Raw genomic sequence first — 25330 nt, 5'->3', positions numbered from 1 at the left:
TGTCAAGCCTCCTGCTTTGCAAAGAGCTTCACGTATCCGCCGTACCCGTCGCTGTCAAAATCGCTGCGGCGGACGAACGTCGACGAAGCCGAGTTCATGCAGCAGCTCAGCCCGCCCTTGACGCGCGGCCTATCCGGAAAAAAACTGACCAAGCTGGCTGCTGGAGCGAATCTCGGTCCGTGTGTCATGCCGTGCGAACTGTCAACGGTCTCGACGAAGTTCTCAACCTCGATGGGCCGTATTTTTCTTTTTAAAGCGGCGTATTCGCGGACCGCGCTGATCATGTCAGCGCTCCCGGCATGAAACAGCGAATGTGCGGTTCGTCAGTCATCTGAAAACCGGAGCTATACCACACCCATACCAAGGTGCTGTGGTCCAGGTTCGGGTCGGTAACGAGTGCATCGTCCGGAACATCGACCCACTCGGTATCGCCCTTCTTCATGTCCCGACCGTCGGAGGCGGCTCTGTAGAGTTCGGCGGTCTTTGGCACCAGAACCCTAAAATGGCTTTCCTTCTTGTTTTGAGTCGTCCACTCGACATCCCGTAGATGTAGGGCGTCGGAGCCGTCACAGCAGGGACCAGATTTACTGCGGAGCTTGGCAAACCACGGGTTTAGCTCCGGGTGTGTCGCATCATGACCGTAGGAAGCTGGCAACGTCATCGTCCACATTAGCGGTATAATCAGCATGCACATGACGATCAGACAACAAGTCAACATGAGAGAGCCGTAGTTCTTCGCGGCGGGAACTCTCGACACTATGGTACCCTTCATCCGGCACTGCCGAAACCGGCTCCTTCGAATTGGGGATAAGGTGAAGTCTGTGTTTGGTACCTCAATCATCCAATCACTCGGTTAAACGAGAATAAGTTTCTCGATAGTGCAGAAGCGAGCGGAAGAAGGCAGCGTCTCTGTAGACTGATGTCATCGGATCGTGCTCGCAATCAGCTTTCCGTCGATCATGAAGCGGAGCACGAACGTCGACGCAGAGGGCAGGCTCCTTTGTCTTGTTAGCGAAGGACGCTCGGTCCCGTCGGTCTGCGTGAACGGCGGTGCTCAGGAGTCAACTGCGAGACCTCTTCGAGTTTTTCCTGTAGCTTCGCGTTAGCGATAGTCCTGCCTGATCTGCATTGAAGATAGGGGCCGGGTCGCCGTCGGTCCAATCACCTCCGGCTATAGAAACGATGCCATGAGCGATCGACACTGGTTCTTCAATCTGCCGGAGCGGATTCACTTGGTCCGGTAGACAGGTCTGATATTGCCAGAAAAGACTTGATCGACGCCCTCGATCGCGAACGGAGCAGTCCCGGAAGGCTGCGATTCCGCGTCGTTGACCTGTTCCAGAATGCGCTTGCGCGCTGATCTCTCGATCAGCGACAGTTTCCGCATCGAGCGGACCAGCAGCTGAGGGCTAAGGTAAGTGACGTTCGACTGATGGTCGGTAGGGGGAAGCCGAGCCGCCGGCCTGCCGCGGAGAGACAGCCGGCCAACGTCGACATTCGCTCGAGCCGGTCAGATAGCGCATCTCGGATCTGAGTTGAGGGCGCTCCGCCGCCAGCTGCTCCCCGGTCAGCGCGGCGAGTTGGGCGCGACCAAGGACGAGGTCCGGGTTCGTGACATTCGTGCGCGGTCGCTGCTCAGCCGATGACCGGCCGTTATAGATTGCATGAACAAGAAACATAATCGTCGCGGCGCGACGCGCCCTAGGCTGGCCACGACGGTCGGCGCGGTGACGACCCGCATCGTCACCGGCCCAATAAGCGGATGCGGTCTACAGTAGGAAAATCGAATGCCCATATCACCATTCTGAAATGCGAGAAGTCCACCGCGGTGTCCAAGCCGATCCTCGATAAAGTCGACAAGAAGCTGGGCTGCGTGCCCAACCCGCGCCGCCTCGTGTCGATCAGTACGACTAGTGGCTGTTACGGAACAGCTCGAATGCATAGTCTGCTAGGAGAATTATCATGAAAAAGCGTTCCCTTCTGATCGCGGCAGCAAGCTGTTTCATTGTCTTTGCACCGGCAGCATATGGTCGCTCGGCGTACGACGGCTCCTGGGAGCTTGTCTTCGTGACGCAAAGAGGAGCTTGCGATTCCAGTTACAGCTTTACTGTCGATGTGACCAACGGAATTGTCACGCATCCCAATCTCGTGAAATTCCGAGGTTACGTCGCAAAATCCGGCGCGGTTCGCGCTTCGGTGACGGTCCAAGATAAATATGCCACGGGCGCGGGCAAGCTGTCTGCAACGTCCGGTCAAGGGACCTGGAGAGGCCACTCAGGGACGGGGCGATGCTCGGGCTACTGGACGGCGCGACGCAATTGAAAGGATGCGAAGACAAGGCGCGAATGCCGGCGGTTCAAGCCATCCTGAGGAGAACCGGCTCTTCAGTGAAGCGGAGGAGACCATAATGGAATGACACTTCCCAGAATACTAGGCGAGGTTGCGGTCCTACTCGGCTTACTTTCAACTGGCCTTGGTGGGACAATTCGGTTGGAGAAGCCCCATAACCCGCCCATGAGCGCGTCCGTCTGTTCGGGTAAATCCGCATCCCTCGATGCTGACCGGATAGCTCTCGTGATTGGAAACGCAACCTATCCCGATGCCGACTCGCCTCTTCCCCAAATGACACGCGATGCACAAGGCTTGACGAATGTTCTTCGTAAAGACGGCTTTCTGGTCGACGCCGTTGACAATGCGACGCGTATCGACATGACCTGCGCAATTGATCATCTAAGTGCAAGAGTACATTTGAACTCAATTGTGTTGGTCTATTTCGGAGGATTCGGCGTCCAATCTGACGGACATAATTATCTAATCCCCGTCGATGCGAAGATCTGGAGTGAAAGGGATGTCCGACGCCAAGGCGTAAGCATTGACCGTCTCCTTTCGCAACTTGAGACTTCCGGAGCACGCGTCAGGCTCGTAGTCATTGAGGCCTCACGCCGCAATCCTTACGAGCGACGCTTCAGGACTTACTCACACGGACTTGCGCCCATTCAAACGAGTGAGGACGCGCTCATCCTGAGCTCAGCAGCGCCTGGCCAGGTCGTCGAAGATCTGGCTGAACCACATAGTCAGCTGATGACGGCTCTTCTTTCGCAGATAGAGTCAGCGAAGGGGATCGAGGAGGCCTTCAACAATACCCGAAACGCGGTTGCGGCTGCTACTCAGGGCCAACAGATTCCGGCTGTGTCATCTACTTTAACCGAAAGCGTTAATCTTCGACCGGCGTGGAGCGGCGCTCCCGTGTTCTCCGTCCGATCTGCAGCTACCGGTCGCCCCGATTGATCAAACAGAGTTCTGCTGACCTCCAAAGATCAAAGGTCAAGGCTGGCTTCCCAAGGCGGTCGACACTCAACCATCTCCTCGCTTGGAGCCTCCGACACGTACTGGCTCGGTCTCCTATCGATGACGCCGTATCACTGAGGGTATTTCTTCGCGTTTCATGATCATCTGCTCCTGTAATGTCCTCAGCGATCGGGATGTTCGCCACGCGGTGAACACGGCTGACGACGCGCTACGCAATGCCAAGCAGATCTATGGGCAGCTCGGTTGCAGCGCCGAATGCGGCCGCTGCGCGCACACCATGAGGACGATTATCGACGAGGCGTACAGGGAGCGTGCACTAGCCTGTCAGGCCGGCTGCCCGCGTGGTGGGACCAAGGATGAATGAGCCAAAACTCGCGTCCACGGTAACCCAGGCTCCCTTGATTTGCTGGACAGGCGCTGCTCGGTTTCATGCCCAGAGTATGCCTGCCTCCTTGTTCTTCGTTAGAATCGTTCTAAACTTGCGAGGGTCGAGAACGGGCCTCAAGTCTTGGAGTTCATCATGCAGGGCGACCCGAAAGTCATCGAGTATCTCAACAAGGCGCTGCGTCACGAACTCACGGCAATCAATCAGTACTGGCTGCACTACCGCTTCCTGAACAATTGGGGTCTCCTCGAGATGGCCAAGGTCTGGCGCAAGGAGTCCATCGAGGAGATGGAGCACGCTGACAAGCTCACCGACCGCATTATCTTCTTCGATGGTTTTCCAAACATGCAGGTGCTCGATCCCCTGCGCATCGGCCAGAACGTCAAGGAGATTATCGAGTGCGATCTCGCCGCGGAGATGAGCGCGCGTGCCCTCTATGAGGAAGCGGCGACCTATTGCCACAGCGTAAAGGACTACGTCACGCGCGACCTGTTCGAGAAGCTGATGAGCGATGAGGAACATCACATCGACTTCCTTGAAACCCAGCTCGATCTAATCGGCCGCATCGGCCTCGAGCTCTACACCCAGAAGCATGTCGGCGGGCTTAAGACCGAAGAGCACTGAATTGTTGCGCCGTCACGGCAATCGAAGAGGTGTGGCGACGAGCAGCTGTAGTGACTTGTGCCGCTCACGCTTCAGTTGTGCTAGATTGTGGGCAACCGTACCTTGCGCTTTGCGACCACGACGTTCCAGCGCCGCGGATGCCGGTTCATGGAGGGCCGTGGTTTCGCCACCGGCTAATGACGAGTTTCCCATGATTGCCGACTGGGTTCGTGCGACGAACGGCCCTGGGTATTCTGTCCGTCCTTTCGTCAGCATTGACCACTTCAATTTCACGGTTTCTTTCTCCCGCTCATTTCTTCTTTGCTGATCCGCCTCGGGAGCCGGGAAGAGATCAGGGTCACATATCGTTGGAAACACGAGCTGATCTCCGGACCGTAGTAATCAGAGGCGCGCTCGGCGCAATACGATATGGTGCGCGGGCAATTCAGGTTCTCGAGGTCTTATGTCTCAAGTCGACTGGTTGAGTCATCTCCTGCAAATCATCACCGTTACCGGCCAGCTTGAGGTCCGCTGCGCCTACGGCGCGCCATGGCGTGTTATCTGGCCTAGGGCGGCGGCGAACGAGATCCCCTACCATGTCATAGTCAAGGGCCGGGCGATTTTCGAGGACCCTGAATCGAGAACGGTGCAGGAGCTTGGGAGCGGGGATATCGTGCTGCTCCCTCACGGTTCGGCGCATGTGCTGCACGACGGCAGCGGCAAAACGCCAATCAACACGCACGAAAGCAGGGGCTCCGCAGGATGGATGTTGAGCGAGAACAATGGACGGGGTGAGCAACTAGATCTGCTGTGCGGACGATTTTTCGTCGTGCCACCCCATGATCGATTAGTCCGCAACTACCTGCCAGCAAATCTGGTCGTGCGGGCTCTGAAAGACCACGGGGAAGAGGACATCGCGTCGGCATCGAGTCAACTTTCCGGACTGGTGAGCCTAATGCGAATGGAGTCCGTTGAGGATAGAGCGGGAGGACGCGCCATTCTGAACGCGCTTTCTTCGGTCTTGTTCACTCTCGTTCTCCGCGCCGCGAGCGAAGCCGGCAAATCCACCGAAGGCTTATTGGCCCTTGCTGGCAATCCGAGATTGGCAGCGGCCATTGCTGCGATGTTCGCTGATCCGGCGCGATCCTGGAAGCTTCCCGACCTCGCCGATCTATGCGGCATGTCACGCGCAACATTCATGCGCCAATTTCAGGACAAGTTAGGCCGCTCCGCCCTCGACCTGTTGACCGATCTTCGCATGAGCATGGCGGCGAACGAGCTCAAGAAGCCAAGGATCAGCACGGAAGCTGTGGCTGAGATGGTCGGGTATCAATCGGTTTCGGCATTCCGGCGTGTGTTTGCGGAGAGGATGGGGATGACACCGGGGGAATGGCGCCGACTGGCGCACAATGGAGATGAGTCCGAACCGTCGCCAGAATGATCCTTTTGAGCGCCAATTTGAGCCAATAGAGGCTCGAAACGATCATGCCCAACGGTAAATTGGGCTCCGTCACTTGATAACGGAGCAACCCAATGAACCAAGCCGCTACAACTGTTGCCGTTGCCGATCCGGAGCCCTGCCGTTCGCTTGGGCAGCCGCTGCCGACAAACGCCGTGATCGAAACCATTCTGAGCCGCAGTGCTGCCAAGTACTATGACTCGAACGCCACCCTAAGCGATGATCAGATCCGCCACCTGGTGGGGATCGGTACTTCAGCGCCGACATCCTTCCATCTGCAGAACTGGCGCTTCATCGCCGTGCGCTCACCCCAAGCGAAGGCGCGGCTGCGTCCGATCGCCTGGAATCAGCCCGCAATCACCGAAGCAGCCGTCACCTTCATCATAGTCGGCCAGTTGGCCGATGCCAGCACTGTCCCAGACCGCCTGGCACCAGTTGTGGAAGCCGGAATCATGCCGGCACAAATGGTCCCGGAATGGGAGGCGCCCGCCCGCGGTCTTTACGACAATCATCCCCAGCGCCAGCGCGACGAGGCTGTACGCTCCGCTACCTTCGGAGCCGCAGCCATCATCTATGCAGCCCGCTCGCTAGGCTTGGGTTCGACACCGATGATCGGCTTCGATGCAGAGGCCGTGCACACAGAGTTCGGCCTGGCCGAAGACGAAGTTCCGGTCATGCTGCTGAGCGTCGGGCCGGAGCGGCCCGGCAACTGGCCGCAGAAGCCGCGTATGCCCGTGGGCGACGTGCTGCACTTCGCCTAACCAACCCTGAAATCAATCATTTAAGGAGAAATATCATGACCAGAGCCAACGCTCTGAAGCCGGAACACGTGCCGGCTGAATCGAAACAGACACTCGATGCGTTCACCAAGAACATCGGGTTCACGCCGAATATGATGGCGGCCTTCGCGCAGAGCCCTATCGCGTTCAACGCGTGGGCCACACTGCTCGGCTCCTTGAGCAAGTCGCTCGACGTGAAGACTCGTGACAGTATCGGCCTCGCCGTCTCCGAAGTGAATGGCTGCAATTATTGTCTGACGGTGCATAGCTTCACGGCCGAACATATGGCCAAGCTGCCCGCCGAGGACATTATTCTCGCCCGAAAGGGGCACGCCAGGGATCCGAAGCGGGATGCCGCCATCCAGTTTGCACGCAAAATCATCGAGACCCGCGGCCATGTCACAGACGCCGATCTGCAAGCCGTCCGCGATGCTGGCTACACGGATGCGAACATCATGGAGATCGTCGCGCTTGTGGCCATGTACTCGCTGACGAACTTCTTCAACAACGTGTTCAATCCCGACAAGGACTTCCCCGCAGTCGCACCGGCCGGCTCGATCTGAGCTGCCAGTGGGTATCAACCGCCTCCAAGGAGCTATGGAGGCGGTTGATGCAAGAGCTTCCTAGCCACTTGGATCGGTCAAATGAATATCCTCCACATTGATAGCAGTCCTCGCCCGAAATCGCATAGCCGTGAGCTTTCGGCCGCGATCGTCAAAAAGCTTCTTCAAGTTGCGCCGGATGCGAGCATCAGGCGGCGTGATCTTGGAGCTGATCCTCTGCCTCACGCCACGGCTGACTACGCGGATACGCTGTCATCGCCGGCCACACTGGCGGCACCGCTGAAGGGCGCTTTGGACCTTGCCGAAACGCTCATTCGGGAAGTCGAGGCGGCCGATGTGATTGTCATTGGAACGCCGATGCACAACTTCACTATCCCTTCGGTTCTCAAAGCGTGGATCGACCAGGTCCTACGCGTCGGCCGCACGATGGAGTCAACGCCCGCCGGGAAGGTGGGAATGCTTCCGGATCGTCCGGTTTTTATCGGCGTCGCTTCCGGCGGCGTCTTTACCGGGCAGCGAGGAAATCAGCCTGATTTTCTCACACCCTATCTGACGCTGGCACTGAACTCTATTGGGCTGAAGGCGCTGCAATTCCTTCCGCTGCAGGCCACCGCATTTATTGAAGAGGGCCAAGCTGCGCTAGCGAGCGAGAAGGTAATTGACGCTATCGATTTGACAGTCGTGCGAGAGCTTCGAGACGTAGCTGCTTGATCAGCCGTGCGCGCGAGGATCGCCAGACCGTATCGCAATGCTCTCCGTGCTCTGGACAAGGTCGCACCGGCGGCATTCTGAGGGCCCATGGCAAGCCTTGACAAGCGCCCGTTTAACCTCCGGCCCCCGCGGGATTATCAACATGAGGTCTTCCGATGATTAGTACGCTTCCGCAAATCGGCGACAGGATCACCGACAAATCAGCATCGCCCGATGAAAGCACCGTTCGCGAATGGATCGGAGCAGATGGCTTCGAATACTGGGCCAAGCTGCGGACCTGGATCGATGAATCCTACCCAGAAGTTTTCGCGCCGGATTGGCTCTACGGTGGAAAGAGCCGCGGTTGGTCCCTGCGTTACAAGAAGACCAAGGCGTTCTGCCACCTGGTGCCGGAATTCCGACGAGTTTCAGCTGTGGTGGTCATGGGTAGAGCAGAGCGAGAAAAGTTTGAGGAGCGGCGCTATGTTTGGCACCCGCAATTGATCAAACTCTACGATGACGCGAAAACATACATCGACGGAAAATGGCTAACGATTGCCGTCGCATCGGCAGATGATCTGCATGATGTGACGAACCTTCTGACCATGAAGCGCCCGCAAAAGTCGCGCGGTTGAAGGTCACAAGAACGCTGGTTTGCCATATCGACCGTCGGTCCGAGGAGGCGTTTCCACGCGCCACTGACTTTTCGGCCAGAATCGTCGTAACTGCTGCGTCGATTCTTTCGGCCGTCATCGAGACTCTGCTCGTGCACGGCCCAGTACTCTCGTGCGGGCCCGAGGGGGTTCGCGAACCGGCCGTCGGCTGCGCTTCTTGTGATCAGGACACGTTTTAAGGTGTTTAACACGTTAAAGCGTGTTTTGTTCAAGCCGAGACAATGCATCATCCTGCTGGATGAGGCGTCGTAATCCGGCACATACCAGGCGGTTCCTTGCGCGCAATCTTCGACGACTTCGTCTGGAGCGATCGTGGTCCCAGTACGATCTCGCCGACGAGACCGGTTTGCGTCAGGGGCTGATCAGCGCTCTCGAGCTCGCGACCGCGAACCCGACATTGGAATCGCTGGACAAGATCGCGTTCGCGCTCGGCGTGGATGTCGCCGCGCTGTTCGCTGCACCGCCGTTGGCGAAATCGCGCTAGTGGAGAACGCTCCGGCTCTGGTCCCGACATCTGTTGTTGATGTGGATGCCTTCACCTTATCCGCCATTTGTTGTGACACGATCGTTCCTGCTGAATCCTTGATGTACTAACGCTCCGCTCGACCTCGCGATTTCCCGGCCGTTCGCGCCTTGGTAGAAAGGCACGTTTCGCGCGACGGCGAAGCGCCTCTAGGGCCGACCGTCGAATCCTTTCCTTGCGGAAAATTTGCGACGCCGAGGTTAGTCCCTGCTCGGCGCGCCTGCCGGCGGGTCGGCCGCGAGATCGGCACCCCGCCGATCCGCCTACGAATCCTTGTTTTTGAGCGGCTCTGACCTGGCGGGTGGCGAAGCCCACGATGTCGATACGGCCAAGGATTCGCAGGATCCCGCGCGGTGTGGGGGGCACGCGTGGTTGGCGACGACGCGCGGCCGCGATTTGACCAATTGCTGGCACGAACGCCTTGCCTATCCAAACTGCTGTGATGTGCGCAAAAGCCGCATTGAAGGGAGAGACTTGTGCGAAAATGTGCTGCCTGCTTACGCCGATCCCGGGGGAACGCAGATCGGAACTGTCAGCTCCACTTCCTTGCATGGCGGCAAGAATCGATCACAAGCGCGTGTGTCGGCCCACAAAGGAACGGTGCAGGTCCTTCCGAGTTCGTCCTGCTCGCGGAAGGCGCGGACAGAAATCCTAGCGAGTTGCTAGGAGACCATCGCTGCCACGCGCCGCCAACTTCACCGTTCACGCCGAGGCGACGTCGGCCCGCTCCAAGTCGGCCGCGGTGACGGGGCCGCGGGAGCGGAACGATGCCTTACGGAGCACCACTCCAATCGAAGTGCCTGACTAGAGCCGTCTTGAGCTTGCGATGGCTGGCCGCCCTCGCCCTGTCTTCATGCTGGAAGCGGGGGGCGCAGCGGCCTTTGCCCGATGACGCGAGCCGCGAGCCGGCGCGTCATCGACCTGGGCGTTGCCGGTTTACCCGCCCCGCGCGTCTGATGAGACGTCTGGCGGCGGCCGAGGGCGCGGACAATTCAGCGTCCGTGCAGGCATTGGCTGAGCTGAGGGGGCTTCGAGCGCGCCTCCCTGCAGCTAATCTGCAACGATGTAAGAGCGATAAGCTGAAGAGCTTAGTTGATCCCGATCACGTGAACACTTGGTCGACGCATTCGAGCGGTATTCTCTTCTTCGGCTGTACGCGCGGGCGAGGCAAAGGCATACTCCGCGAGCCATCGTTGATATTCGATCAGACTACGTCGTTCGGGCAGGACAACTACGACATGGTCAAACGCCCAAGCCAGTCCCATGGCTCGCCAGAGTTCCTCTTGGCGCCGCTTGGAGTATTGTCCGACGTATCGATAGGGGCCGACCACTAAGACTGCTACGCACTTGTCAGCGGTTCCTGGCTGGGTCAGCTGGTAGAAAAAGTCGATGGGAGCCCTTCCCAATGCTTTTTCCGATCTCTTCAGCGGCGCTAGGTTGCCACCCAAAATCCGGCAGATCTGGCTTCTCACCGACGGTTCGATGCCCTGCAGAAACCCGAGTCGCGTGGGAACGGAATGTCGTTCCATTGCAGACTGCAGCGCGGACTTGAGTGACTTCAGCGAGTGTTCTTTCGAGGCGACCTTTCTTGCCTCTTCTGCGGCTCCTCGCGGATCAAATGACGACCATCGAGCCAAAAGTTCGATCGTCCCGAAGGAGGAAACTCGTAGACGTCGACTGATTGCGGGATCTGATTTCCTCAGGTCGTCCAGGAATGCGAGGGCTTGAACCTCGCGCCGCACTGTATTCGGATTGATGCCCTGTCCCACTGCCGACAAGATACTTTCCGTTTCCCCTCGCTTGGCATTGCGCAGTTTCAGCATCGCGGAACGTGCCCGCTTCTTCCAGGTGCTCATCCCAGCACCGCGGTCGGCAGTGTTGTGCCGACTGTGCGTGGGGAGCCATCGCGTGAGATTGTCTGGGTGAATTCTTCGAAGTAAAGTTGGGAAGTGCGGGTGCCGTCGTCCGAAGATGTTTACACTTCGCAAAATCGCGGCAAGGTTTCCTGATGGATCGGCATCTTACCGGACTCGCATCGCCATCGTGGTCCAACGTGGAGATTGGATACGACTCGTTCAGCCGCACGGGAACTGTGCCGAGCGGCAATTGCTGAGCATCAATATAGAATCCGTCGCGTCCAAAACCCACTCTTTCCGCTAAACAAATCGCCATGGTGGCTTCGGTGGCGAACTGAGATCGCGGCCACTGCCCAAGCCTAAAAGCTCCGTCGATGCCTTGGGATCGTCCCCAGCACTCTATTCAGCACCCACGAAGCTCAGCGGCCGGCTGCTCAGCGCGGCTCGTTCATTGGCGCGGTTCAAAATTCGTGCTTTTCGAGCGCGGTTGAGCTGAAGATACCTCTCCCAGGTTCGCGGCCCGGGTGTTCTGAGATTGTCGAAGCTAATGTCGATTTCCTTCGCTATCGCAATATGCTCCTCTCGCATGATGGGCTGGATGATATCAACGATCCCACCACGCGAGAGCTTTTGAGCGGCCGCCCATACCTGCTTAGTTGGGCCGAATATTTCAGGCAGGCTAAGCCGACCTATTCCGACACGCTTTTGGAAGATCATCGCGTTCAGGACGGAGCGCAACTCGATCGGCTGAACAAACCCTTCGACCCAAATTGGCTCATCGTGCAGTCTGGGCTTGAGTTTATTCCAATCAGCGTCAGTCAGAATGTTGGTCCTTACCTGAGTAGCTGCAGCAGCGGTCTTTTCTTTCATCCTTTGCCTCCATCGAGTGGGCAAGCTGAGCCTGGCTTCTCCGGATTCCTCGACAAAGGCGATTGGCCCTTCGATCTGCACATGGACGGTCCTGTGGTCCCAATCCGTTCTCACGATGATCTTCTCAATGAGGGACTGAAAGATGGCCAGTACCTTTGCGTGCGCTGCGCCGCAATTGCGATAGTTCCGATTGAGGCGCAGATCGTCGATAAAGACCTCAATGTCAGCCGGGACAGGCAGGGCCGGGCTTGCTGCCACTCTGACAATCGGAATCTTAGCGAGCTCATCATCGATCTTGTCCATTCTCATGCAGAGAGATTGGCGTCGCTCCAGAACTGCCTTTGTCGTCATCCCGGCATTCATCGCATCATCGTAAGTCTGATCGAGGTAAGCAAGAATGCGAGCACGATCCTTCTGTAAATTCACTCTGTCTCGTTCAAACGATCGAGATTTCTGGGATGCTTTTCCTTCATATCCCGATTGCATCAACTTGAGAGCGTTGGGGGTTCTCAGGGTTCTTGCTACTAAATTGACAACTCCTTCCTGAAGAAGATCGGCCCGCACGCACCGGGCGTTGCAGGAGCTTGTCTGTTTCCTGACTCTAGCAACTCGTTGGGCGGTGCACTGCAAATATTGAGCACCGCCATAACCCAGATTCCCGAATGCCATTTTCTTCCCACACTCACCGCAATAGACTAGTCTTGAAAGAAGATACGCCGGCCCGGGGCCCTTGGCCTGTTGGAGTGTTAGAGCTTGGACGGCCTGCCATGTTTTAAGATCCAAGATGGCCCAATCCGGACGCTCCGCGTACATCCATTCGGCCGCCGGACGTTCGGTGATCTTCGTGACGATCTCGTGCTCGCCTTCTTGAATCTTGGTTCTCTTGGTCCTGAAAAAAATTACCGCCCCGACATAGATCGGATTGCGCAGGATATAAAGCACGGTCGTGGCATGCCACAACTCGCCGTGGGGAGCCGGAACACCCCCCCTCTGCAAAATCCCGGCAATCCGGTCTGGACCAACTCCAGCGAGCGCCATCGCACACATCCTACGCACGACTTCCGCCTTTTCCGGGACGACGCGCATGTCACCCTTCTTTCCCGGAATCTTTTCAAAAGCGTAGGGAGCCGTGCCCGGCCACAGCCCGCGGGCCAAGATCTTGACGCGTCCCGAGCGTAAGAGTTCGAAGATGCGGTTTTTCTGATCCTCGCTCATGAGGCCCGCGAATGCGCAGTGCATCAGTGACCATCGTCCGTATTTGGTCGAGTGAAGCTCGATTCCAAGGTCAGCGAGCTTGCTGTAAGCGTTTGCCATTATGCTGAGTTTTCGCGAGAGTCGGTCGCCCTCTTCGACTATGAGCACCTCGAACTCGTGCTTTTCTGCGTCCTCTAACATCTCCTGAAATGCTGGCCGGTTCGCGGTAAACGCACCGCTCTTACCAGCATCGGCATATATCTTGACGATATCGGCCTCCACCTGCTGGGCATATGGCTCCGCTACCATTCGCTGGCGCTCGAAAGAGTATGGGTCTTGCTCGTCTGTGGAATATCTCATGTAAACCGCGGCCCTGCGACGGCGGGGTCTACTTAGCGAAGCAGGGCTAGTCGAAGTTTGCAGCTGCTTCCAATCCGGCGCCAGCACGCCCATGACACTATCTTGCTTGGTGCCAACAGTAGGCGCGACAGTCAGTTCAGAATTCGACGTCATTTCAGGGCCTCCTCGGTTTTCGCCAAGTTCGCAAACACGTGAATTGACCTAGATTCCATCTCGTCGCCCTGGGTCGGTCCGCCGTTTGCTCGTGTGGAGCACGTATCTCTGCGCCTCTAGCAGCGAACAGATCTCCTCGATGGTCGCCCTCGCCAGGAAGAAGAGAAACCCGCTGGAGAGAAGCGGCCGTCACTAACGGCAGAGCGATGAGGGATTGCTACGACGACGGGCGCCGGTAGCCGTAGGGTACCCTGAAGTAGGGTACCCTGCCGTAGGGTGCCCTGGACGGACTATAAAAGGCTAACGGGCATGCTCCGCGCGCACTCGAGAGATCGCCGCCTTCGACGGAATGGACGTGAACGAACTCCGTCAGAAGGACAAGCCTTCCCAACTTTCGTGTGAGGCGATCCGTGTTCTCGACGATCAGCACATCGAAATCTGCACGTCTTGCGGCGGCTTCGATTTCCGATAACGGGGTTCGGAACGTGTCGGTGTCCACGTAAACGCGCGTGACCACGGCGCCCAGCGCTTCAGCATACTCTTTGACTGTCTGCAGTTGTCGCAGAAACTCCTCGACAGGGGTTCCGCGCGAATGGCGAACATACAAACCCGCTCGCAAACGGAATCCCAATTTCAGCCGCAATTTGCCGGCGGCCGCACGCGAGCCTTCGGAAGAGAAATGGCGAAAGAGACGAGAGAAGCTCAGTGTCATGGGCATGTCCTCGCTGTGAGTTGGGATTGCTACGACAAAAACGTCTTCTGTCAGGGTGATGAGCTATCCAACCTGGTTCTTTCGGTAACGTACCTTCATAGTCGACCTGCCTCAGACGGGAGTCAACTGAGTACTCCCAATCTTCTGTTCCCTCATCCCTCGGTTCCCCACCGGAGGACTACGCCGCTTGAGCACCTCATGAAACGGCAAGTCGTTCAGGGCCGGCGCGTCGCGGGCAGAGATTGAGGTGGCAAATGTTCAAGCACAACCGGGCCTCGTGTCGTCTTGGCGATTCAAAATGCGATCGCCGAAGTAGGGCGCTGTTGTTTCCCGCTTTCCGTCTGTGAAGGACACGCGAAATCCTTGCCGAATCCTTGAGTCAGTCCGCCCTCTGCCCCCCCATTGCTCTTCAAGGATTCAGATTCTATCTCTTATGCGCGGCAAAGCACAGGATCGGCACGATGCAAGATTGGAAGATGCAAGCTTCCAAGGCCAGGCTGCTCCTCTCAAGTTCGAGGTACGGGGACCGGGAGAATGCGCTCGCCAAGGTTGCAGCCGGCAAAGACGTCAATACGCTGCGCCGTGCCATATTCGCTCTCAATTTCCTTGAAGGATTCGTGGAATCCCACCCCAATTGGGCGCCGACACTGAACCGGGCGCCCCTTTCAGTGGTAGAGATATTCGCACGCTGGTATTCCTTCGACGTTGAAGGGACGATCCGGGCGATGAAGGAGTTCGCCGGAGGTAAGCACACCGTGAGGTCGCTCACTGCCGCGATGAGTGAAGCACGTGAGCAGATGATCGGTGAGAAGAGAAGCGAATCCCTTGAGGCGAGCTATCGGTCGAGAATAGAGCGGGTTGCACAACGAGCCGTCAGCCGGCTGTTTGCCGAACCAATTTCCACGTCGGGTGTCCGAGTCAAGAATGCGAACGACCCCCCAGTTGACTTCCATTATTATCGGATGGTGGAGGATGGGCGTCCACCCAAGACAGTCGTTGCTCTGATCGTCGGCCCGTATCAAAATAGGAAGCTGTACCGCAAGCGACGGTTCGATTGGTGCTTCCGAGCGCTCGCGCTGGCTTGGATCTATGATGACGTTGTACTTATTTTGCCGGACGCGCGGGAGGTGCAGACATATCGAGACTGGATTGCGAGCGTTCGCCTGCGTTCAGAAACGCGTACAGGCTCGGACCGTCGGCGCACAGCGCTTAAGCGGCTGCCAGAAGTGCATGTGATCCATCCAGGCGAAGGAGCTGATTCCCCGTCGCGGACGAAAGCGAAGGCCAGGATGAGCAGGAAGGATGAGGCGGTCGTCTGACCTGCCAATCGCGACTAAGATCTCTCCGCTGTTACTCCACACCATTGACCAGACTTGCACGGTATTTTTCGAGGTCGATTTCCGCGCGGAGTTCGCCGAGAGCTATCGCGAGCTCGGCCAGAAGGTCAGCCGCCTCCTTTTTGCGTCGGAGTGCAATCCGTACGCTCGAGGCGAGATGATCACCAAAATCCAGCGATAGTTGATTGCTCTTGTCCTGAGTGTAGGAATCGTAAGGCGCGTTCATGCTACGCTCCCAAGTCTAGAATCGCCCTCATAGGCGGGGACAAAAGTCGATCCCCTCTCAAAAGCGATGCGAATCTCACAGGTTTACCATCCGTGAACGCGGCGAGGGATCGAGGCATCCTCATGCGTCGATGCCTTCGATTAGCTCGTCCAGGCGATCCTGCTCTTCATCAAGCAGCAGGTGCACGGGGTTGCCCTCCCGGGCCTGCCACGAATCGTACGTGCCGGTGCGTCCGTCCGGCGATAGCGCCGCGTCGAGATACTTGATGCCATAATTGCGTTTGAAAGCTGTCAATTTCCAACCCTCGATCGCGAATTGACCATAGGAGTGGAAGACCTCCGCCCATGGGTACTTAAGCTCAATATGACTCTCTCCGACTATCGCGCGGCGCAACAGTGCCATCGCTTCATGAACGCCCACCTCGTCCGCTCGTAACGGCGCGATTTCGCGCGGCGGCGGAGGATGCCGGAGAGCTTCCGAGCGAATCGCGAGCAGGCGCGTGATCGCTTCTTCGCAGTCAATCTTGCCGGCAATGCTCGCGCGGAGGACCGCGGTCGCCCGGTCGAAGGCAGCATCGAATGCGTCTGGGTCGATCAGCCGACGGTACATATCGCGGTAGAGCTTGCTGACGACGTCGGTAGGCCAGGTCGGCCTCGCCGAAGGCGCTGGCGCGGGGAGCCGTGGCGCGCCGATGATGCGCGACCACACCGATGTGAGCATCGTCGTCAAGCTTCCGAGAAGGATGCCTCGCCTGGCGAACTTCATCATGGTCCCCGTTCTTAGCCGCGTTTCGATCACTCGAACGATTTCTGCATTGCCGGCGAGCTATCGGAATGCGATAGCCCCTCATCACGCCGCGTCGCCTGACGATGACCGGTTCCTCGATCGTTGCTCTGGTGCCGTGATCCTGTCCACGCGGCAGATACGCCTCGATGCAGGCGGCCTCGAGAGCGACCCGAGCAATCAGGACGAGTGGCGACTCGTCGCTCATTGGCGGCGGTTCGAGCGAGAACTTTAGGTGCTGTCCGCTAGCAAATGCGGTGGTTCGCCCATCGGGATCGACAAACACCCAGACGAGATGCCTTGAGCCAAGGCCAATATCCTCAGACGCCCTGATGAAGATCGTTCCCATCGCTCAAACTCGGTGATTGACCGCGTAACCGTTGGCCGCGACGTGCAGGGCATCGCTGCGGTGACGGCGCTCGGCCTTGTCGACAACACTGGAGACATCGACGGCGCAGGCGCGGGCGAACTGCTCCCGGAGCGGGAAAGGGACTAGTTGAATATTGCCGAACAGCAATGCGTAAACAGGCAATGACTCGCCGGTTGCCGAGCCAATGCACGCAGCCAGTCGTCCGGTCAGGAATTCCCCCTTATGGAGCAGGAAGATCGGATGACGCCAGCGCGACCGTCCACAGTGGTCGGCTAGCGCGAGATAGGCAAACAAGCATTGAGGCTGGTCCGCCGGGACCGCAGTTAGTAACGGGGCAGCTGCGCCAAGAATTGTCTCGCGACGGGTGATCAGAACTGTCATCAGAGCCCCACGACTCCATCTTCGGTGTTGCTGCCGACCGGCTCGCCGAGTCGGTAGACCCGATTCCAGGTGCGGGCCCATTTCCGGTTGCGGTCAAGCCAGATCAGTTGCGACGTGTGGATGCTCTTGTCGTGGCCGAGCAGAGGATGGTTGACAACGCTTCCGCTCAGAACCATGCACAACGAATGGCTTGCCTCGCTGAATTGCCTGACGACCGCCTGCCAGTTCTCGAGCAGCGGCGCGCAGGCGAGCTGTTCCGGCGAAGGTTGCACGCCGGTCAGATAGGACTCGAAGTCGCGCCTCAACATCGCCTCGTTATCCTTCTCTCCGATCGCCATGTTCCCGATTTCCCAATCGAGTTGCCGAAGCTTCACTTCCACAGGACAGCACCGCACGACGGCCCAGCCGATCGAGGCGATCCTTCGCTCCAGCCCACTGGCCGTTGCGATCGAGCCACGCGAATATCGCCATCTCAATCTGCTCATGATCGGCAAGCTCCGGGTGGCCGATGACATGGATGGCGGCGACATGCCGTTCTTGAGAATATGTACGAGGGACCTTCGACCCGTTTGCACATGAGGTTCGCTCGCCAGTTTTCAAGCAGCGGCGCATGCGCCAGTTCAATCGGACCAGGTGCCTCGTCTTTAAAATAGTCCTTGGTGTCGGACTTAGGCCAGCGGCACAAGCTGGTCCTGTGCAGGCGGCATCTAGTGCCTCACCGCGGTGGCATTGCGCGCCTCGACCGTCGCCGCCACGATCTTCTGCAGCTTGCGGACACTGAACCCGGCCCTTTCCCATGCACGCCCGATCACCTCAAGTTCGTCCTCGGCGAGCGGCCAAACGAACCCGGGCTCGCCGGACTCAATGGCAAGCTCCCGCAGAACGTTAGCCGCAAGAAGCGGCAGATCGGCAAGCCGGGGCGCCAGCACCTTGACGATACGGAAGCGGTCCTGCAGATGCGCCGGCAGGTTCACGATGGCATTGGCGGTCGCGATGTACGAGATCCATGAGAGGTCAAGCTCGGCGTCCAGCGAGACGTCCCTGTATCTGGCCGCGGTCTCGCGCTCCAAAAACGGCAGCAGCGCGTCCCACAAACGTCCATTGCGCGACGATGTGCCGGCCTTCTCGATCTCGTCGATCATCACGATCGGGTTCGCGATGCGCATTTGGTTGACCGCGCGCGCCGGTGCCGACGGGATCGTGTTGCCCCAGCCTTTTGGCGATCCGCCGAACATGTTGTCCGATGCGCCGGATCCGTCGTAGCGGTACACGCCGACCCCGAGGAGATCACCGATTCTGCGGACAAGCCGCGACTTGCCGGCGCCGGCAGGGCCTGTCAGCAGGATGGGCGCTGGACGAATGGGCGCGCCCTCGCGCAGGTCGCGTAGTACGAGGTCGATGGCGTTGGTGGCGTGCGGGTACTCCGCCATCAACTTTGCTCGCATCGCGGCGATATCGCGGGCGAGCCGCAAAGGCAACCTTGCATCCACCAGATCCTTGAACTCGGAGTGGTAGTTGTTGAGCTTTGTAGCCTTGTCTTTGGGCATGACGACGATCTCGAGCGCTGCTGTCGCGTCTTGTTGCTCGCCTCGGTTCTGCTCGCGCGGTGCCGGCAACCCTTCTGAGTTGTCGTCCTGGTAAAACAGTTCGAGGCAAGTAGTCCAGAAGACGCTGCTGTCGCTATCCTTGAAATCGCCTCTTGCGGCGCGCCACCAGACGGCTAGGCGCTGCAAAGCGTGATTCCTCGTGATGCTGGCAACTGGCCAATCCCAGAGGTGCTCAACGGCGTAGCCAAGCTGCGGCAGTACGATCTCGAACGTTTGCGGCTTGACAGGATCAGCCGCCAACATCAGCGCCGCGAGCGCCTCCTCGCCGTGGCCCGCCGCGAACAAGAGGTCGGCGAACCTCTGGCAGGCCGCTTTGCAGCGGTCCTTTTCTCCCGACCAGAAATCGGCAGCAACCTGATCGCGCGATAGGTTTTTGACCTCGCCAATGCGCGACCAGAAGAGCTGGGCCGCGGGCGGCCAGCCGCTCTGCCACAGCAGTTCGACCGGCAAGGGCACCGAGGAGCTGCTGGTTATCTCCTGGGTCATCCTTAGTCCTCCCCGCGTGGATGTCGCGCTCGGATAAGATCGCTTCTGCAATCCGGCGCGCACAGTCGCTTCGATGTCGACCATTGCCAGCCTTCCTTAGATTTCGATGACAAAGTTCGGATCGAAGCGCGGGTTGTCCCAGTCGCGCTGCTGCGGTGGCCAAGGTCCATAACCTTTGGCGTTCGAGACCACGCGCGTCATACCGATCATGATGTCCTCGGACTCGTGGGTATGCCCGTAGATCCAGAGATCAGCGGGCTTGAGCGCGCCGCATCCCTCGTCGGACGCTGGTCGCATCAGCGCGGTCAGGTCGCTGCGGTATGCCGCATTCAGGATCTCGTCCGGCGTTGGCGGATCGGACAGCGTCACAGTGGGTCCGGGATGCGGGGCGTGGTGGGAGACCACGACCAGCTTGCCGGACCGCTCCTTGCGCATCTGGCCCTCGAAGAACAGGCGCGCGGCAAGATGGCGGGCATAGGCATGGTGCGGCTGAAAGCGCCGCTCGTAACGCGCCGTCCTGATCTTCCTGAAATCGTTCATCCTTTCAGCCGCCACGCTCATCGCGCGATGCTGATCGCCGAGCAGATCGAAGTCGGTCCATGTCGTTGCGCCGGCGAACGTCACGTGCTCGATCCGGACGGTCTCGTACTGCAGCACATGAATGTTCGTGCCGGCTGCCGCAGCCTTCGCCTTGTCAACTGTCCTGAACTCGTCGGCTCCATAGAATTCGTGGTTGCCGACGACGTAGATCACCGGCCGATCCGTTACGCGTTCGCGCAGCCACTTCACCCCGCGCTCCGCACGCGGAATAAGGTCGCCGGCGACCACCAGCACATCGAACCGCGGCCGCGCATCGCCGGACGGCAGGTCCCAGCCGCGGGTCAGCTCGACATGCAGATCTGACAGGATCCACAACAACACGGTTCAGTCCTCGTCGGTTGGATGATCGTCCAGCGGCTCGGCCTGGCGCAGCCCCTGGACGATCCGGTCGATGAGCTCGTCCGGCATCTCGTCGATGCCAAGAGCGAACTGCACGTTGGGCGAGCCGCAGCGCGGGCATTCGTGCCGCCTCGGATCGTAGGTGAACTCGCCTTCCCGGGCGCAGGCGCGGCAGGGAAATCTGGCCATCTCTAATCCTCCGCTGGCGTCCACCAGAAGCAATCCCTCGCAGACCGCCCACTCGCGTGCGGCATCGATCCAGAGGATCTCTCCGGTGACGCATACCGTTCAGTGGCTCTTCCCGACCAGGCTCGTCGATGGTCCCGTGCCCGTCTCGATGCCCATCAAGATCGTGGCCGGGCTGTAGAACTCTTGCTCATCCGGATAGCGGATCAGATCGATGCCGAACCGCGCGCGCCGCAGCGTCCGTTGGGAGATATCCCAGTCGATCTCGTCCGGATATCCCGGGCGCCAGCCGGTGCGGCACCGATCAGCGAGGGCTTCGATCTTGAGACTGGCGGTCTCAGCATGAACGATGGCCGGCACCACCCGTTCAAGGATCTGCCACGTCGTCTCGGCGCCCGCGACGTCGGTCCGGAACCGGAATTTGCGATCCCGCTCGAACACCGTCACGTCGCCGTCGGCGCGTTCGTAGACAGACCGCGCGCGCTCGCCGTCCTCCACGATGGTAATGACCTTCATATTCACAGCCTTCATGACGCTTCGCGTCATAAGCGAACGTCCCTTAGTTACCGCAGGTGCGGCGGTGAAACCGGGCCACCGCTATTCCTGCGCTTTTTTCGATGGCGTTAAGTTCTCGTTCTCCTTCGGCGCATTGAGCAATGGATCGCCCTCAGGCACTTCGTCCCGCGGAATGATGAACTGCACGTCGATTGAATCGCAGAGCGAGCACGTGTAGCGCTCTGGGTCGTAGACCCATGCGCCTTCCTGGTGGCAGGTGCGGCAGCGAAACCGGGCCATCGCTATTCCTTATCTATCTTTGTGTTGCGGCGCGATGGAGTGGTGTGTCGACATCCACCGGCGGCCCGACGAAGCTGTCGGTCTTTCGGTCATAGTGGCGCAGTATGCAAACGGGCGGCTCGGTTGGCGCCACCACGCGCACGATGTGGAGGCGCTTATTGGCGCGCGTCTCCAAGATAGGCCGGCCCTCGGCGTGCTTCTCGCAGCGGACTATCACTTCCTCGGAAGCGTGATACTTCTCACCTTCCGCGCCGCAGAGTTCGCACGTGCAGCTGCTGCGGGCCGCGGCGAGCGCGAGCGCCTCTTCGATGCTGGCCCTGGTCTCCTCCGAGACATTGTCTTCCCAGCCGATGCGCAGGATCCCGAACTTCTGCTTGATGCGGACGAACTCGAAGGTCTCGTTGTCCCGCAGGGCCTCTTCGAGGCGGCCGCACAGCCGCTCCAGCACGTCCTGCCAACCCTCCTGACACAGCGGGTAGCCGAAAGTGTCCTTCGGTTCGTCCTGCATGAAGTCGAACAGCCGCGGGTGCGGCTGCATGAATTCGATCCGCCAGCTCTGAGCGATCTGCGCCATCTCACTCCTCCTCGTCCGGCGGCGGGTCGACGAAGTTGTCGTTCTCGCGGTCGTAACGACGCGGCTCATAACCGGAGCCATCGCACCTCGGCATGCGAACGATATGCATTCTATTGCCCTCGGATTCGTCCGCGAGAGGCGTGCCTCTGGCGTGAGCGGCACAACGCGCCATGCAGACGCCATCATCCAGATAGAGCCGCCCCGGTTCCCCGCAGAGCTCGCACGTGCAGGCGCTCCGTGCTTCGGCGAGTGCGATAGCCTCGTGAATTCTGCATATGGTCGCGGGCATCACCTGGCCGCGCCAGGATACTCTTAGGCGGCCGACTGCTTCCCTGATTCGATCGAGGTGGATCCGCTCGTCGTCTCCGAGCGCCGCCTCGAGCCTGACGCACAAGCGCTGAATCAGATCACGCCAGCCGCCCTCGCAGCGAGGATACCCGAGTGCAGCCCCGGGATTCCCAGCCGGCGGACAGAATAGGCCGCGGTGCGCCTCGATGAGCTCGATCTGCCAGTCCTTGACGATGCCCGCCATCTCACTCCTCCTCGATTCCAAGCGAGGCGGGGTCGACGTCGATAAAGACGTCGTTCTCGCGATCGTAGCGACGGCAGCGCACCACGCGCCGGTCGCCAACGTACCGTTCCTCGATGAGGACGTTCTCGAATCCGGGGCGGATCTCTTCGGGGCGGCGCCCCTCGGCGTGCGCGGTGCAGCGCGTCGTCAGCCAGCCTGGGCCGTACAGCCGGCCAGGCTCGCCGCAGACCTCGCAGGAGCAGGCGCTGCGGGCTTCCGCCAGGTCGATGGCTTCCTGGACCTTGGCGTCGGCGTCCGGAGACAGGGCGCCATGCCAATAGAATCGCAGCGTGCCGAACTTTTCCTTGATTTGCGTGGCTTGAAACGTCCCGCCCTCGGCCTGGACCGCCGTCCGGATCCGGCCGCCGCACCGCTCCAGGAGGTCGCGCCAGCCGTTGCCGACCTCGGGCCAGCCCTGCGCCAAGGGCGGATCGCCGACCGGGTGGAAGATATCGGGATAAGCGTCAACCAGCTTGGCCCGCCAATCGTTGGAATTGACCATCGAAGTGTCTCGTGACGAAAAGAGTTGTGCCTGTCGACGAGCCGGCGAACGACATCGATCCGGTGATCGCTACCGGAGTGCGGACCCGGCTCTTTCGTGCAGCCGTCGAGGTGTCTCTCTAACGCTCACGCACCACGCTGCGCGGCCCTAAGGGTCCGTCGTGGATCTCGATTTCCACCAGCCCTTCGCACGCCAACGCACACACGGCGGCGAAGATGTCGCAGCACGGGCGGGCGCGCTCCTCGATTTCAAGTATCGTTTGCGGGCCGTCTTCGGCGAGCGCCGCTGCGATCTTCAGTCGGTCCCTGATAGATACGTGGAAGCGCGCGTTGGACCAGACTTCTCGCACGTTGGAGTAGATCGGCTCGCGTCTGATGTCCTCGGCATCGCGTTCCAGAAGGCGCAGCCCTTCCGACGTCAGCACCTCGCTGAGTCGCTGGTAGTCGGCTGCGGAACGCTGCGGTCGCCTTTCACAGACGGCGAGCAGGAAATCTCCGTCGATCCTTTGCAGCACCACGCTCATCAGCGTGGGCGGCGTACCATATGGGTTCGGAGCCTTCCGATACTGAAGCGCGCGTACCTGCGCATCAAGGCTCGCCTCCTGGAGCGCGTCACGGAGGAGGAGGCTTTCAACGGGAATGGCGACCTTGCATTTCGGACCGTTGAAGGTGGTCGCTGCTGCCTTACGAAGGGGGGTGTTGCCATGCATGACACGATGTCCTGAACGCGTTGCGGGCGTAGATGGCGACGTTCCGGACGGTGATGATCGATGAACATGAGCGCATTCCTTCCATAGGTGAATTCGCAGAGGCCGATTTCGGCGGGCCCGGGCTGGACAAGCGAAGCCGAGCACGAGCGCGGTCTGGTTGCCCAGGACGAGCGCTTCCGATGCGTTGAATGCGAGGCGAGACCTGTGAGTGCGTCAGTTCAACAACAGTATCGGCATTCTGCCGGTTCGCATGCTGCAGGCTGCAAATGTCGGCAAGCCAAACTCGAAAGTTGGTGCCTACTTGTTGACACGTTAAAGCGTGTCACAAGATTGTGCCGAAGATATGGCAATCAGCTGCCCAGCGGCAAATTGTGGAGGCGCTATGTTAGGCGACGCCGACGCATCAAGCAGCCTGCCATCTCGATAGTGAATGTCCCCTTCGGGGGCAAAATAGGTCGCCTCGCCTGAAAACATAAAACCCCGCCGGCGACGGCGGGGTTTGTCAATTCGGGGCCGATAAGCGGTGCGCCGGGTCAGGCCGGCTCTGCGGGCCGGGTCTTGGACCTGATGTTGAAGTACGCGCCGGCAGCGACCGACCAGCGCGGAGGTCAGCGCGCGGCACATCGGGTAGTGGCCTACTGTCCGCGTATCGGCTACCCAGATTGCTGCGTATCTCTGATACGACTTCGATCGTCAAACGAGGCTTGATACGACCGAGCCGTTCCGCGTGGTGCGCCTCGATCGTCGCGATCTTACAAGGTCGAATGACGGAGGGAGCAGGGAAACCGGCCTCTTCGTAACGACCGATAGCAAGATCCCCGGGCCAGGTTCTGTTCTCCGCACTCGTGATCATCACCACCCAGATGAGGTTGCCGTTTTCCCCGATGCCTCCTGTGGCCACAACGAGTGCCGGGCGGTGCTGACGAGTCGATCGATCTGTGTACGGGAACGGAACCCTAACGACATCCCCCTGCCTAAAGGGTGGCATAGGCTTTCCGATCTGCCTCGCTGTCCCATTCGCTAAAGGTGGCGAAGGGATCATCAACCAGAGTAAGCTCGGCCTTTGTCATGACGACCTTATCACCAGTGATCGTATAAGCGATCTCGTCCCCCTCCTTCAGATGCAGAGCGGACCGGACTGCCTGGGGGATCGTGGTTTGAGCTTTGCTTGTAAGTTTACTGGTAATCATGCACGGACTTCTCGAAAGGGCCGCCGGTGGCTCCGGCTCATGAGTGCTTGGAACCAGCCCGTGGATCGTCGCCCTTCGCTGCGAACAAGCCGGCAAGATCAACGTCCAGCGCGATTGCAATTCTAAGAAGGGAGTCCAGCGTTACGTTGGCCTCGCCGAGCTCGATCTGGCTAACCAGCGCCTGGCGGATCCCGGCTCGTTCGGCCAGGTCCCGTTGGCTCATCTTCGATGAATGCCGCCGCTCCTTAACCCTGCGGGCCAGCGTCGCCCGCAGCTGCGATTGAGTCTGAAGGAAGGATTCAGATATCGCCAAACGCCCACTCCCGGAATCCTTGGCTTGGTGGAGGCCGCAGTTTGCCATGTTAGGCGAGACGACGCCACGTTTCCGAACGATCATTCGCCGTCCCGACTTCCATAGCAGAATGGATCGACGGCCACTGGTCTCCGCGACATCAATCCAGCTCGATCCGAACTGCAACGGTGGCTCTTGGATAGTTTCAATGATGAGAGGCCAAATCTTTCGGAATGGCATCCCCGGATGATC

At 59.3% G+C, this 25330-nt stretch carries 33 protein-coding genes; 11 read left to right on the top strand and 22 right to left on the bottom strand.

Features of this window, described 5'->3' with window-relative positions; all coding sequences use genetic code 11:
• Positions 1 to 2: 2 nt before the first annotated feature.
• Both XH84_RS23280 and XH84_RS23275 read right to left on the bottom strand, forming a co-directional pair.
• A complete protein-coding gene (locus XH84_RS23280; RefSeq protein ID WP_128921399.1) occupies positions 3 to 284 on the bottom strand; it encodes a hypothetical protein in 282 nt (93 codons plus the stop codon).
• Positions 281 to 772 (bottom strand): hypothetical protein, encoded by a 492-nt coding sequence (locus tag XH84_RS23275; protein ID WP_245471819.1) that lies wholly within the window; start codon positions 770 to 772, stop codon positions 281 to 283. Before XH84_RS23275 ends, XH84_RS23280 begins: the two co-directional genes overlap by 4 nt.
• Before the next feature lie 1190 nt (positions 773 to 1962).
• Here XH84_RS23275 and XH84_RS23270 point away from each other — a divergent pair.
• The 4 genes from XH84_RS23270 to bfr all read left to right on the top strand — a co-directional run bounded on the left by XH84_RS23270 (position 1963) and on the right by bfr (position 4318).
• Positions 1963 to 2322 (top strand): hypothetical protein, encoded by a 360-nt coding sequence (locus XH84_RS23270; RefSeq protein WP_128921400.1) that lies wholly within the window; start codon positions 1963 to 1965, stop codon positions 2320 to 2322.
• Between the two features lie 252 nt (positions 2323 to 2574).
• On the top strand, positions 2575 to 3288 hold the full coding sequence (locus XH84_RS23265; protein ID WP_164936497.1) for a caspase family protein: 714 nt from the start codon (positions 2575 to 2577) through the stop codon (positions 3286 to 3288).
• A 157-nt stretch (positions 3289 to 3445) separates the two neighbouring features.
• Positions 3446 to 3673 carry a (2Fe-2S)-binding protein gene (locus tag XH84_RS23260; RefSeq protein WP_128921402.1) on the top strand — a complete coding sequence of 76 codons (228 nt, stop codon included), beginning with the start codon at positions 3446 to 3448 and terminating at the stop codon, positions 3671 to 3673.
• A gap of 156 nt (positions 3674 to 3829) precedes the next feature.
• Positions 3830 to 4318, top strand: coding sequence for a bacterioferritin (gene bfr / locus XH84_RS23255; protein WP_128921403.1), 489 nt, complete (start codon positions 3830 to 3832; stop codon positions 4316 to 4318).
• Between the two features lie 12 nt (positions 4319 to 4330).
• On the opposite strand, the gene XH84_RS39950 is transcribed toward bfr, so the two are convergent.
• Positions 4331 to 4675: a hypothetical protein gene (locus XH84_RS39950; RefSeq protein WP_164936498.1), complete on the bottom strand. Its 345-nt coding sequence runs from the start codon at positions 4673 to 4675 to the stop codon at positions 4331 to 4333.
• Positions 4676 to 4760: 85 nt separating this feature from the next.
• Here XH84_RS39950 and XH84_RS23245 point away from each other — a divergent pair, with 85 nt between their 5' ends.
• From XH84_RS23245 to XH84_RS23220, 6 genes are all read left to right on the top strand, one after another.
• A complete protein-coding gene (locus XH84_RS23245) occupies positions 4761 to 5738 on the top strand; it encodes an AraC family transcriptional regulator (protein WP_128921404.1) in 978 nt (325 codons plus the stop codon).
• Between the two features lie 92 nt (positions 5739 to 5830).
• On the top strand, positions 5831 to 6517 hold the full coding sequence (locus XH84_RS23240; protein ID WP_128921405.1) for a nitroreductase family protein: 687 nt from the start codon (positions 5831 to 5833) through the stop codon (positions 6515 to 6517).
• Between the two features lie 35 nt (positions 6518 to 6552).
• Positions 6553 to 7098 carry a carboxymuconolactone decarboxylase family protein gene (locus tag XH84_RS23235; protein WP_128921406.1) on the top strand — a complete coding sequence of 182 codons (546 nt, stop codon included), beginning with the start codon at positions 6553 to 6555 and terminating at the stop codon, positions 7096 to 7098.
• Between the two features lie 81 nt (positions 7099 to 7179).
• Complete coding sequence (locus tag XH84_RS23230; RefSeq protein WP_128921407.1) at positions 7180 to 7809, top strand: FMN-dependent NADH-azoreductase; 630 nt, start codon at positions 7180 to 7182, stop codon at positions 7807 to 7809.
• A 155-nt stretch (positions 7810 to 7964) separates the two neighbouring features.
• Positions 7965 to 8423 (top strand): DUF3788 domain-containing protein, encoded by a 459-nt coding sequence (locus tag XH84_RS23225; RefSeq protein WP_128921408.1) that lies wholly within the window; start codon positions 7965 to 7967, stop codon positions 8421 to 8423.
• Between the two features lie 277 nt (positions 8424 to 8700).
• Positions 8701 to 8946: a helix-turn-helix domain-containing protein gene (locus XH84_RS23220; RefSeq protein ID WP_128921409.1), complete on the top strand. Its 246-nt coding sequence runs from the start codon at positions 8701 to 8703 to the stop codon at positions 8944 to 8946.
• A 1127-nt stretch (positions 8947 to 10073) separates the two neighbouring features.
• Here the strand turns inward: XH84_RS23220 and XH84_RS23215 are convergent.
• From XH84_RS23215 to XH84_RS23205, 3 genes are all read right to left on the bottom strand, one after another.
• Positions 10074 to 10841, bottom strand: coding sequence for a hypothetical protein (locus XH84_RS23215; protein ID WP_128921410.1), 768 nt, complete (start codon positions 10839 to 10841; stop codon positions 10074 to 10076).
• A 399-nt stretch (positions 10842 to 11240) separates the two neighbouring features.
• Entirely contained in the window at positions 11241 to 13418 is a 2178-nt protein-coding gene (locus XH84_RS23210) for a recombinase family protein (RefSeq protein ID WP_128921411.1), read from the bottom strand.
• A gap of 217 nt (positions 13419 to 13635) precedes the next feature.
• Positions 13636 to 14130 (bottom strand): recombinase family protein, encoded by a 495-nt coding sequence (locus tag XH84_RS23205; protein WP_164936499.1) that lies wholly within the window; start codon positions 14128 to 14130, stop codon positions 13636 to 13638.
• Between the two features lie 461 nt (positions 14131 to 14591).
• On the opposite strand from XH84_RS23205, the gene XH84_RS23200 reads away from it, so the two are divergent.
• Positions 14592 to 15449, top strand: a complete 858-nt coding sequence (locus tag XH84_RS23200) for a hypothetical protein (RefSeq protein ID WP_128921413.1) — start codon at positions 14592 to 14594, stop codon at positions 15447 to 15449.
• Between the two features lie 31 nt (positions 15450 to 15480).
• Here XH84_RS23200 and XH84_RS23195 read toward each other — a convergent pair whose 3' ends face one another.
• The 16 genes from XH84_RS23195 to XH84_RS23120 form a co-directional block, all read right to left on the bottom strand.
• Complete coding sequence (locus tag XH84_RS23195) at positions 15481 to 15693, bottom strand: hypothetical protein (RefSeq protein WP_128921414.1); 213 nt, start codon at positions 15691 to 15693, stop codon at positions 15481 to 15483.
• 120 nt (positions 15694 to 15813) lie between these two features.
• Positions 15814 to 16461 (bottom strand): DUF7693 family protein, encoded by a 648-nt coding sequence (locus XH84_RS23190; RefSeq protein ID WP_128921415.1) that lies wholly within the window; start codon positions 16459 to 16461, stop codon positions 15814 to 15816.
• Between the two features lie 367 nt (positions 16462 to 16828).
• Positions 16829 to 17227, bottom strand: a complete 399-nt coding sequence (locus XH84_RS23185) for a hypothetical protein (RefSeq protein WP_128921416.1) — start codon at positions 17225 to 17227, stop codon at positions 16829 to 16831.
• On the bottom strand, positions 17227 to 17565 hold the full coding sequence (locus XH84_RS23180; protein WP_128921417.1) for a DUF6634 family protein: 339 nt from the start codon (positions 17563 to 17565) through the stop codon (positions 17227 to 17229). Before XH84_RS23180 ends, XH84_RS23185 begins: the two co-directional genes overlap by 1 nt.
• Positions 17566 to 17934: 369 nt before the next feature.
• Complete coding sequence (locus tag XH84_RS40930; RefSeq protein WP_245471818.1) at positions 17935 to 19404, bottom strand: AAA family ATPase; 1470 nt, start codon at positions 19402 to 19404, stop codon at positions 17935 to 17937.
• A gap of 12 nt (positions 19405 to 19416) precedes the next feature.
• Entirely contained in the window at positions 19417 to 20241 is an 825-nt protein-coding gene (locus XH84_RS23170; protein ID WP_128921418.1) for a metallophosphoesterase, read from the bottom strand.
• 3 nt (positions 20242 to 20244) lie between these two features.
• The gene (locus XH84_RS23165; protein ID WP_128921419.1) at positions 20245 to 20448 is read right to left on the bottom strand and encodes a hypothetical protein; all 204 of its coding nucleotides are present in this window, start codon (positions 20446 to 20448) and stop codon (positions 20245 to 20247) included.
• A 99-nt stretch (positions 20449 to 20547) separates the two neighbouring features.
• Positions 20548 to 20976 (bottom strand): hypothetical protein, encoded by a 429-nt coding sequence (locus XH84_RS23160; protein WP_128948502.1) that lies wholly within the window; start codon positions 20974 to 20976, stop codon positions 20548 to 20550.
• A gap of 66 nt (positions 20977 to 21042) precedes the next feature.
• Positions 21043 to 21240 carry a hypothetical protein gene (locus tag XH84_RS23155; protein WP_128921421.1) on the bottom strand — a complete coding sequence of 66 codons (198 nt, stop codon included), beginning with the start codon at positions 21238 to 21240 and terminating at the stop codon, positions 21043 to 21045.
• 13 nt (positions 21241 to 21253) lie between these two features.
• Complete coding sequence (locus tag XH84_RS23150; protein ID WP_128921422.1) at positions 21254 to 21814, bottom strand: hypothetical protein; 561 nt, start codon at positions 21812 to 21814, stop codon at positions 21254 to 21256.
• A 1-nt stretch (position 21815) separates the two neighbouring features.
• A complete protein-coding gene (locus XH84_RS23145) occupies positions 21816 to 22346 on the bottom strand; it encodes a hypothetical protein (protein ID WP_128921423.1) in 531 nt (176 codons plus the stop codon).
• A gap of 1 nt (position 22347) precedes the next feature.
• The gene (locus XH84_RS23140) at positions 22348 to 22887 is read right to left on the bottom strand and encodes a TraR/DksA C4-type zinc finger protein (RefSeq protein ID WP_128921424.1); all 540 of its coding nucleotides are present in this window, start codon (positions 22885 to 22887) and stop codon (positions 22348 to 22350) included.
• Positions 22888 to 23005: 118 nt separating this feature from the next.
• Complete coding sequence (locus XH84_RS23135; RefSeq protein WP_128921425.1) at positions 23006 to 23596, bottom strand: hypothetical protein; 591 nt, start codon at positions 23594 to 23596, stop codon at positions 23006 to 23008.
• Between the two features lie 502 nt (positions 23597 to 24098).
• Positions 24099 to 24584 (bottom strand): type II toxin-antitoxin system PemK/MazF family toxin, encoded by a 486-nt coding sequence (locus XH84_RS23130; RefSeq protein WP_128921426.1) that lies wholly within the window; start codon positions 24582 to 24584, stop codon positions 24099 to 24101.
• A complete protein-coding gene (locus XH84_RS23125; protein ID WP_128921427.1) occupies positions 24571 to 24786 on the bottom strand; it encodes an AbrB/MazE/SpoVT family DNA-binding domain-containing protein in 216 nt (71 codons plus the stop codon). Before XH84_RS23125 ends, XH84_RS23130 begins: the two co-directional genes overlap by 14 nt.
• 37 nt (positions 24787 to 24823) lie before the next feature.
• Positions 24824 to 25099, bottom strand: coding sequence for a helix-turn-helix domain-containing protein (locus XH84_RS23120; protein WP_245471817.1), 276 nt, complete (start codon positions 25097 to 25099; stop codon positions 24824 to 24826).
• Between the last annotated feature and the right edge of the window lie 231 nt (positions 25100 to 25330).

Origin of the sequence: Bradyrhizobium nanningense, from assembly GCF_004114535.1 — a bacterium.
GTDB lineage: Bacteria > Pseudomonadota > Alphaproteobacteria > Rhizobiales > Xanthobacteraceae > Bradyrhizobium > Bradyrhizobium nanningense.
This window is presented reverse-complemented; position numbering and strand designations above follow the sequence as displayed.

Excerpts from the sequence above, each read along its gene's own strand:
- XH84_RS23165 (WP_128921419.1), bottom strand. The coding sequence starts at position 20,448 with ATGGCCAGATTTCCCTGCCGCGCCTGCGCCCGGGAAGGCGAGTTCACC.
- XH84_RS23205 (WP_164936499.1), bottom strand. The coding sequence starts at position 14,130 with ATGACACTGAGCTTCTCTCGTCTCTTTCGCCATTTCTCTTCCGAAGGC.
- XH84_RS23275 (WP_245471819.1), bottom strand. The coding sequence starts at position 772 with ATGAAGGGTACCATAGTGTCGAGAGTTCCCGCCGCGAAGAACTACGGC.
- XH84_RS23210 (WP_128921411.1), bottom strand. The coding sequence starts at position 13,418 with ATGACGTCGAATTCTGAACTGACTGTCGCGCCTACTGTTGGCACCAAG.
- XH84_RS23270 (WP_128921400.1), top strand. The coding sequence starts at position 1,963 with ATGAAAAAGCGTTCCCTTCTGATCGCGGCAGCAAGCTGTTTCATTGTC.
- XH84_RS23220 (WP_128921409.1), top strand. The coding sequence starts at position 8,701 with ATGAGGCGTCGTAATCCGGCACATACCAGGCGGTTCCTTGCGCGCAAT.
- XH84_RS23225 (WP_128921408.1), top strand. The coding sequence starts at position 7,965 with ATGATTAGTACGCTTCCGCAAATCGGCGACAGGATCACCGACAAATCA.
- XH84_RS23180 (WP_128921417.1), bottom strand. The coding sequence starts at position 17,565 with ATGGCGATCGGAGAGAAGGATAACGAGGCGATGTTGAGGCGCGACTTC.
- XH84_RS23230 (WP_128921407.1), top strand. The coding sequence starts at position 7,180 with ATGAATATCCTCCACATTGATAGCAGTCCTCGCCCGAAATCGCATAGC.
- XH84_RS23280 (WP_128921399.1), bottom strand. The coding sequence starts at position 284 with ATGATCAGCGCGGTCCGCGAATACGCCGCTTTAAAAAGAAAAATACGG.
- XH84_RS23245 (WP_128921404.1), top strand. The coding sequence starts at position 4,761 with ATGTCTCAAGTCGACTGGTTGAGTCATCTCCTGCAAATCATCACCGTT.
- XH84_RS23260 (WP_128921402.1), top strand. The coding sequence starts at position 3,446 with ATGATCATCTGCTCCTGTAATGTCCTCAGCGATCGGGATGTTCGCCAC.
- XH84_RS23150 (WP_128921422.1), bottom strand. The coding sequence starts at position 21,814 with ATGGCGCAGATCGCTCAGAGCTGGCGGATCGAATTCATGCAGCCGCAC.
- XH84_RS23185 (WP_128921416.1), bottom strand. The coding sequence starts at position 17,227 with ATGACAGTTCTGATCACCCGTCGCGAGACAATTCTTGGCGCAGCTGCC.
- bfr (WP_128921403.1), top strand. The coding sequence starts at position 3,830 with ATGCAGGGCGACCCGAAAGTCATCGAGTATCTCAACAAGGCGCTGCGT.
- XH84_RS23140 (WP_128921424.1), bottom strand. The coding sequence starts at position 22,887 with ATGGTCAATTCCAACGATTGGCGGGCCAAGCTGGTTGACGCTTATCCC.
- XH84_RS23125 (WP_128921427.1), bottom strand. The coding sequence starts at position 24,786 with ATGATTACCAGTAAACTTACAAGCAAAGCTCAAACCACGATCCCCCAG.
- XH84_RS23240 (WP_128921405.1), top strand. The coding sequence starts at position 5,831 with ATGAACCAAGCCGCTACAACTGTTGCCGTTGCCGATCCGGAGCCCTGC.
- XH84_RS23235 (WP_128921406.1), top strand. The coding sequence starts at position 6,553 with ATGACCAGAGCCAACGCTCTGAAGCCGGAACACGTGCCGGCTGAATCG.
- XH84_RS23200 (WP_128921413.1), top strand. The coding sequence starts at position 14,592 with ATGCAAGATTGGAAGATGCAAGCTTCCAAGGCCAGGCTGCTCCTCTCA.
- XH84_RS23215 (WP_128921410.1), bottom strand. The coding sequence starts at position 10,841 with ATGAGCACCTGGAAGAAGCGGGCACGTTCCGCGATGCTGAAACTGCGC.
- XH84_RS40930 (WP_245471818.1), bottom strand. The coding sequence starts at position 19,404 with ATGGTCGACATCGAAGCGACTGTGCGCGCCGGATTGCAGAAGCGATCT.
- XH84_RS23160 (WP_128948502.1), bottom strand. The coding sequence starts at position 20,976 with ATGAAGGCTGTGAATATGAAGGTCATTACCATCGTGGAGGACGGCGAG.
- XH84_RS23155 (WP_128921421.1), bottom strand. The coding sequence starts at position 21,240 with ATGGCCCGGTTTCGCTGCCGCACCTGCCACCAGGAAGGCGCATGGGTC.
- XH84_RS23135 (WP_128921425.1), bottom strand. The coding sequence starts at position 23,596 with ATGCATGGCAACACCCCCCTTCGTAAGGCAGCAGCGACCACCTTCAAC.
- XH84_RS23195 (WP_128921414.1), bottom strand. The coding sequence starts at position 15,693 with ATGAACGCGCCTTACGATTCCTACACTCAGGACAAGAGCAATCAACTA.
- XH84_RS23190 (WP_128921415.1), bottom strand. The coding sequence starts at position 16,461 with ATGATGAAGTTCGCCAGGCGAGGCATCCTTCTCGGAAGCTTGACGACG.
- XH84_RS23130 (WP_128921426.1), bottom strand. The coding sequence starts at position 24,584 with ATGCCACCCTTTAGGCAGGGGGATGTCGTTAGGGTTCCGTTCCCGTAC.
- XH84_RS23145 (WP_128921423.1), bottom strand. The coding sequence starts at position 22,346 with ATGGCGGGCATCGTCAAGGACTGGCAGATCGAGCTCATCGAGGCGCAC.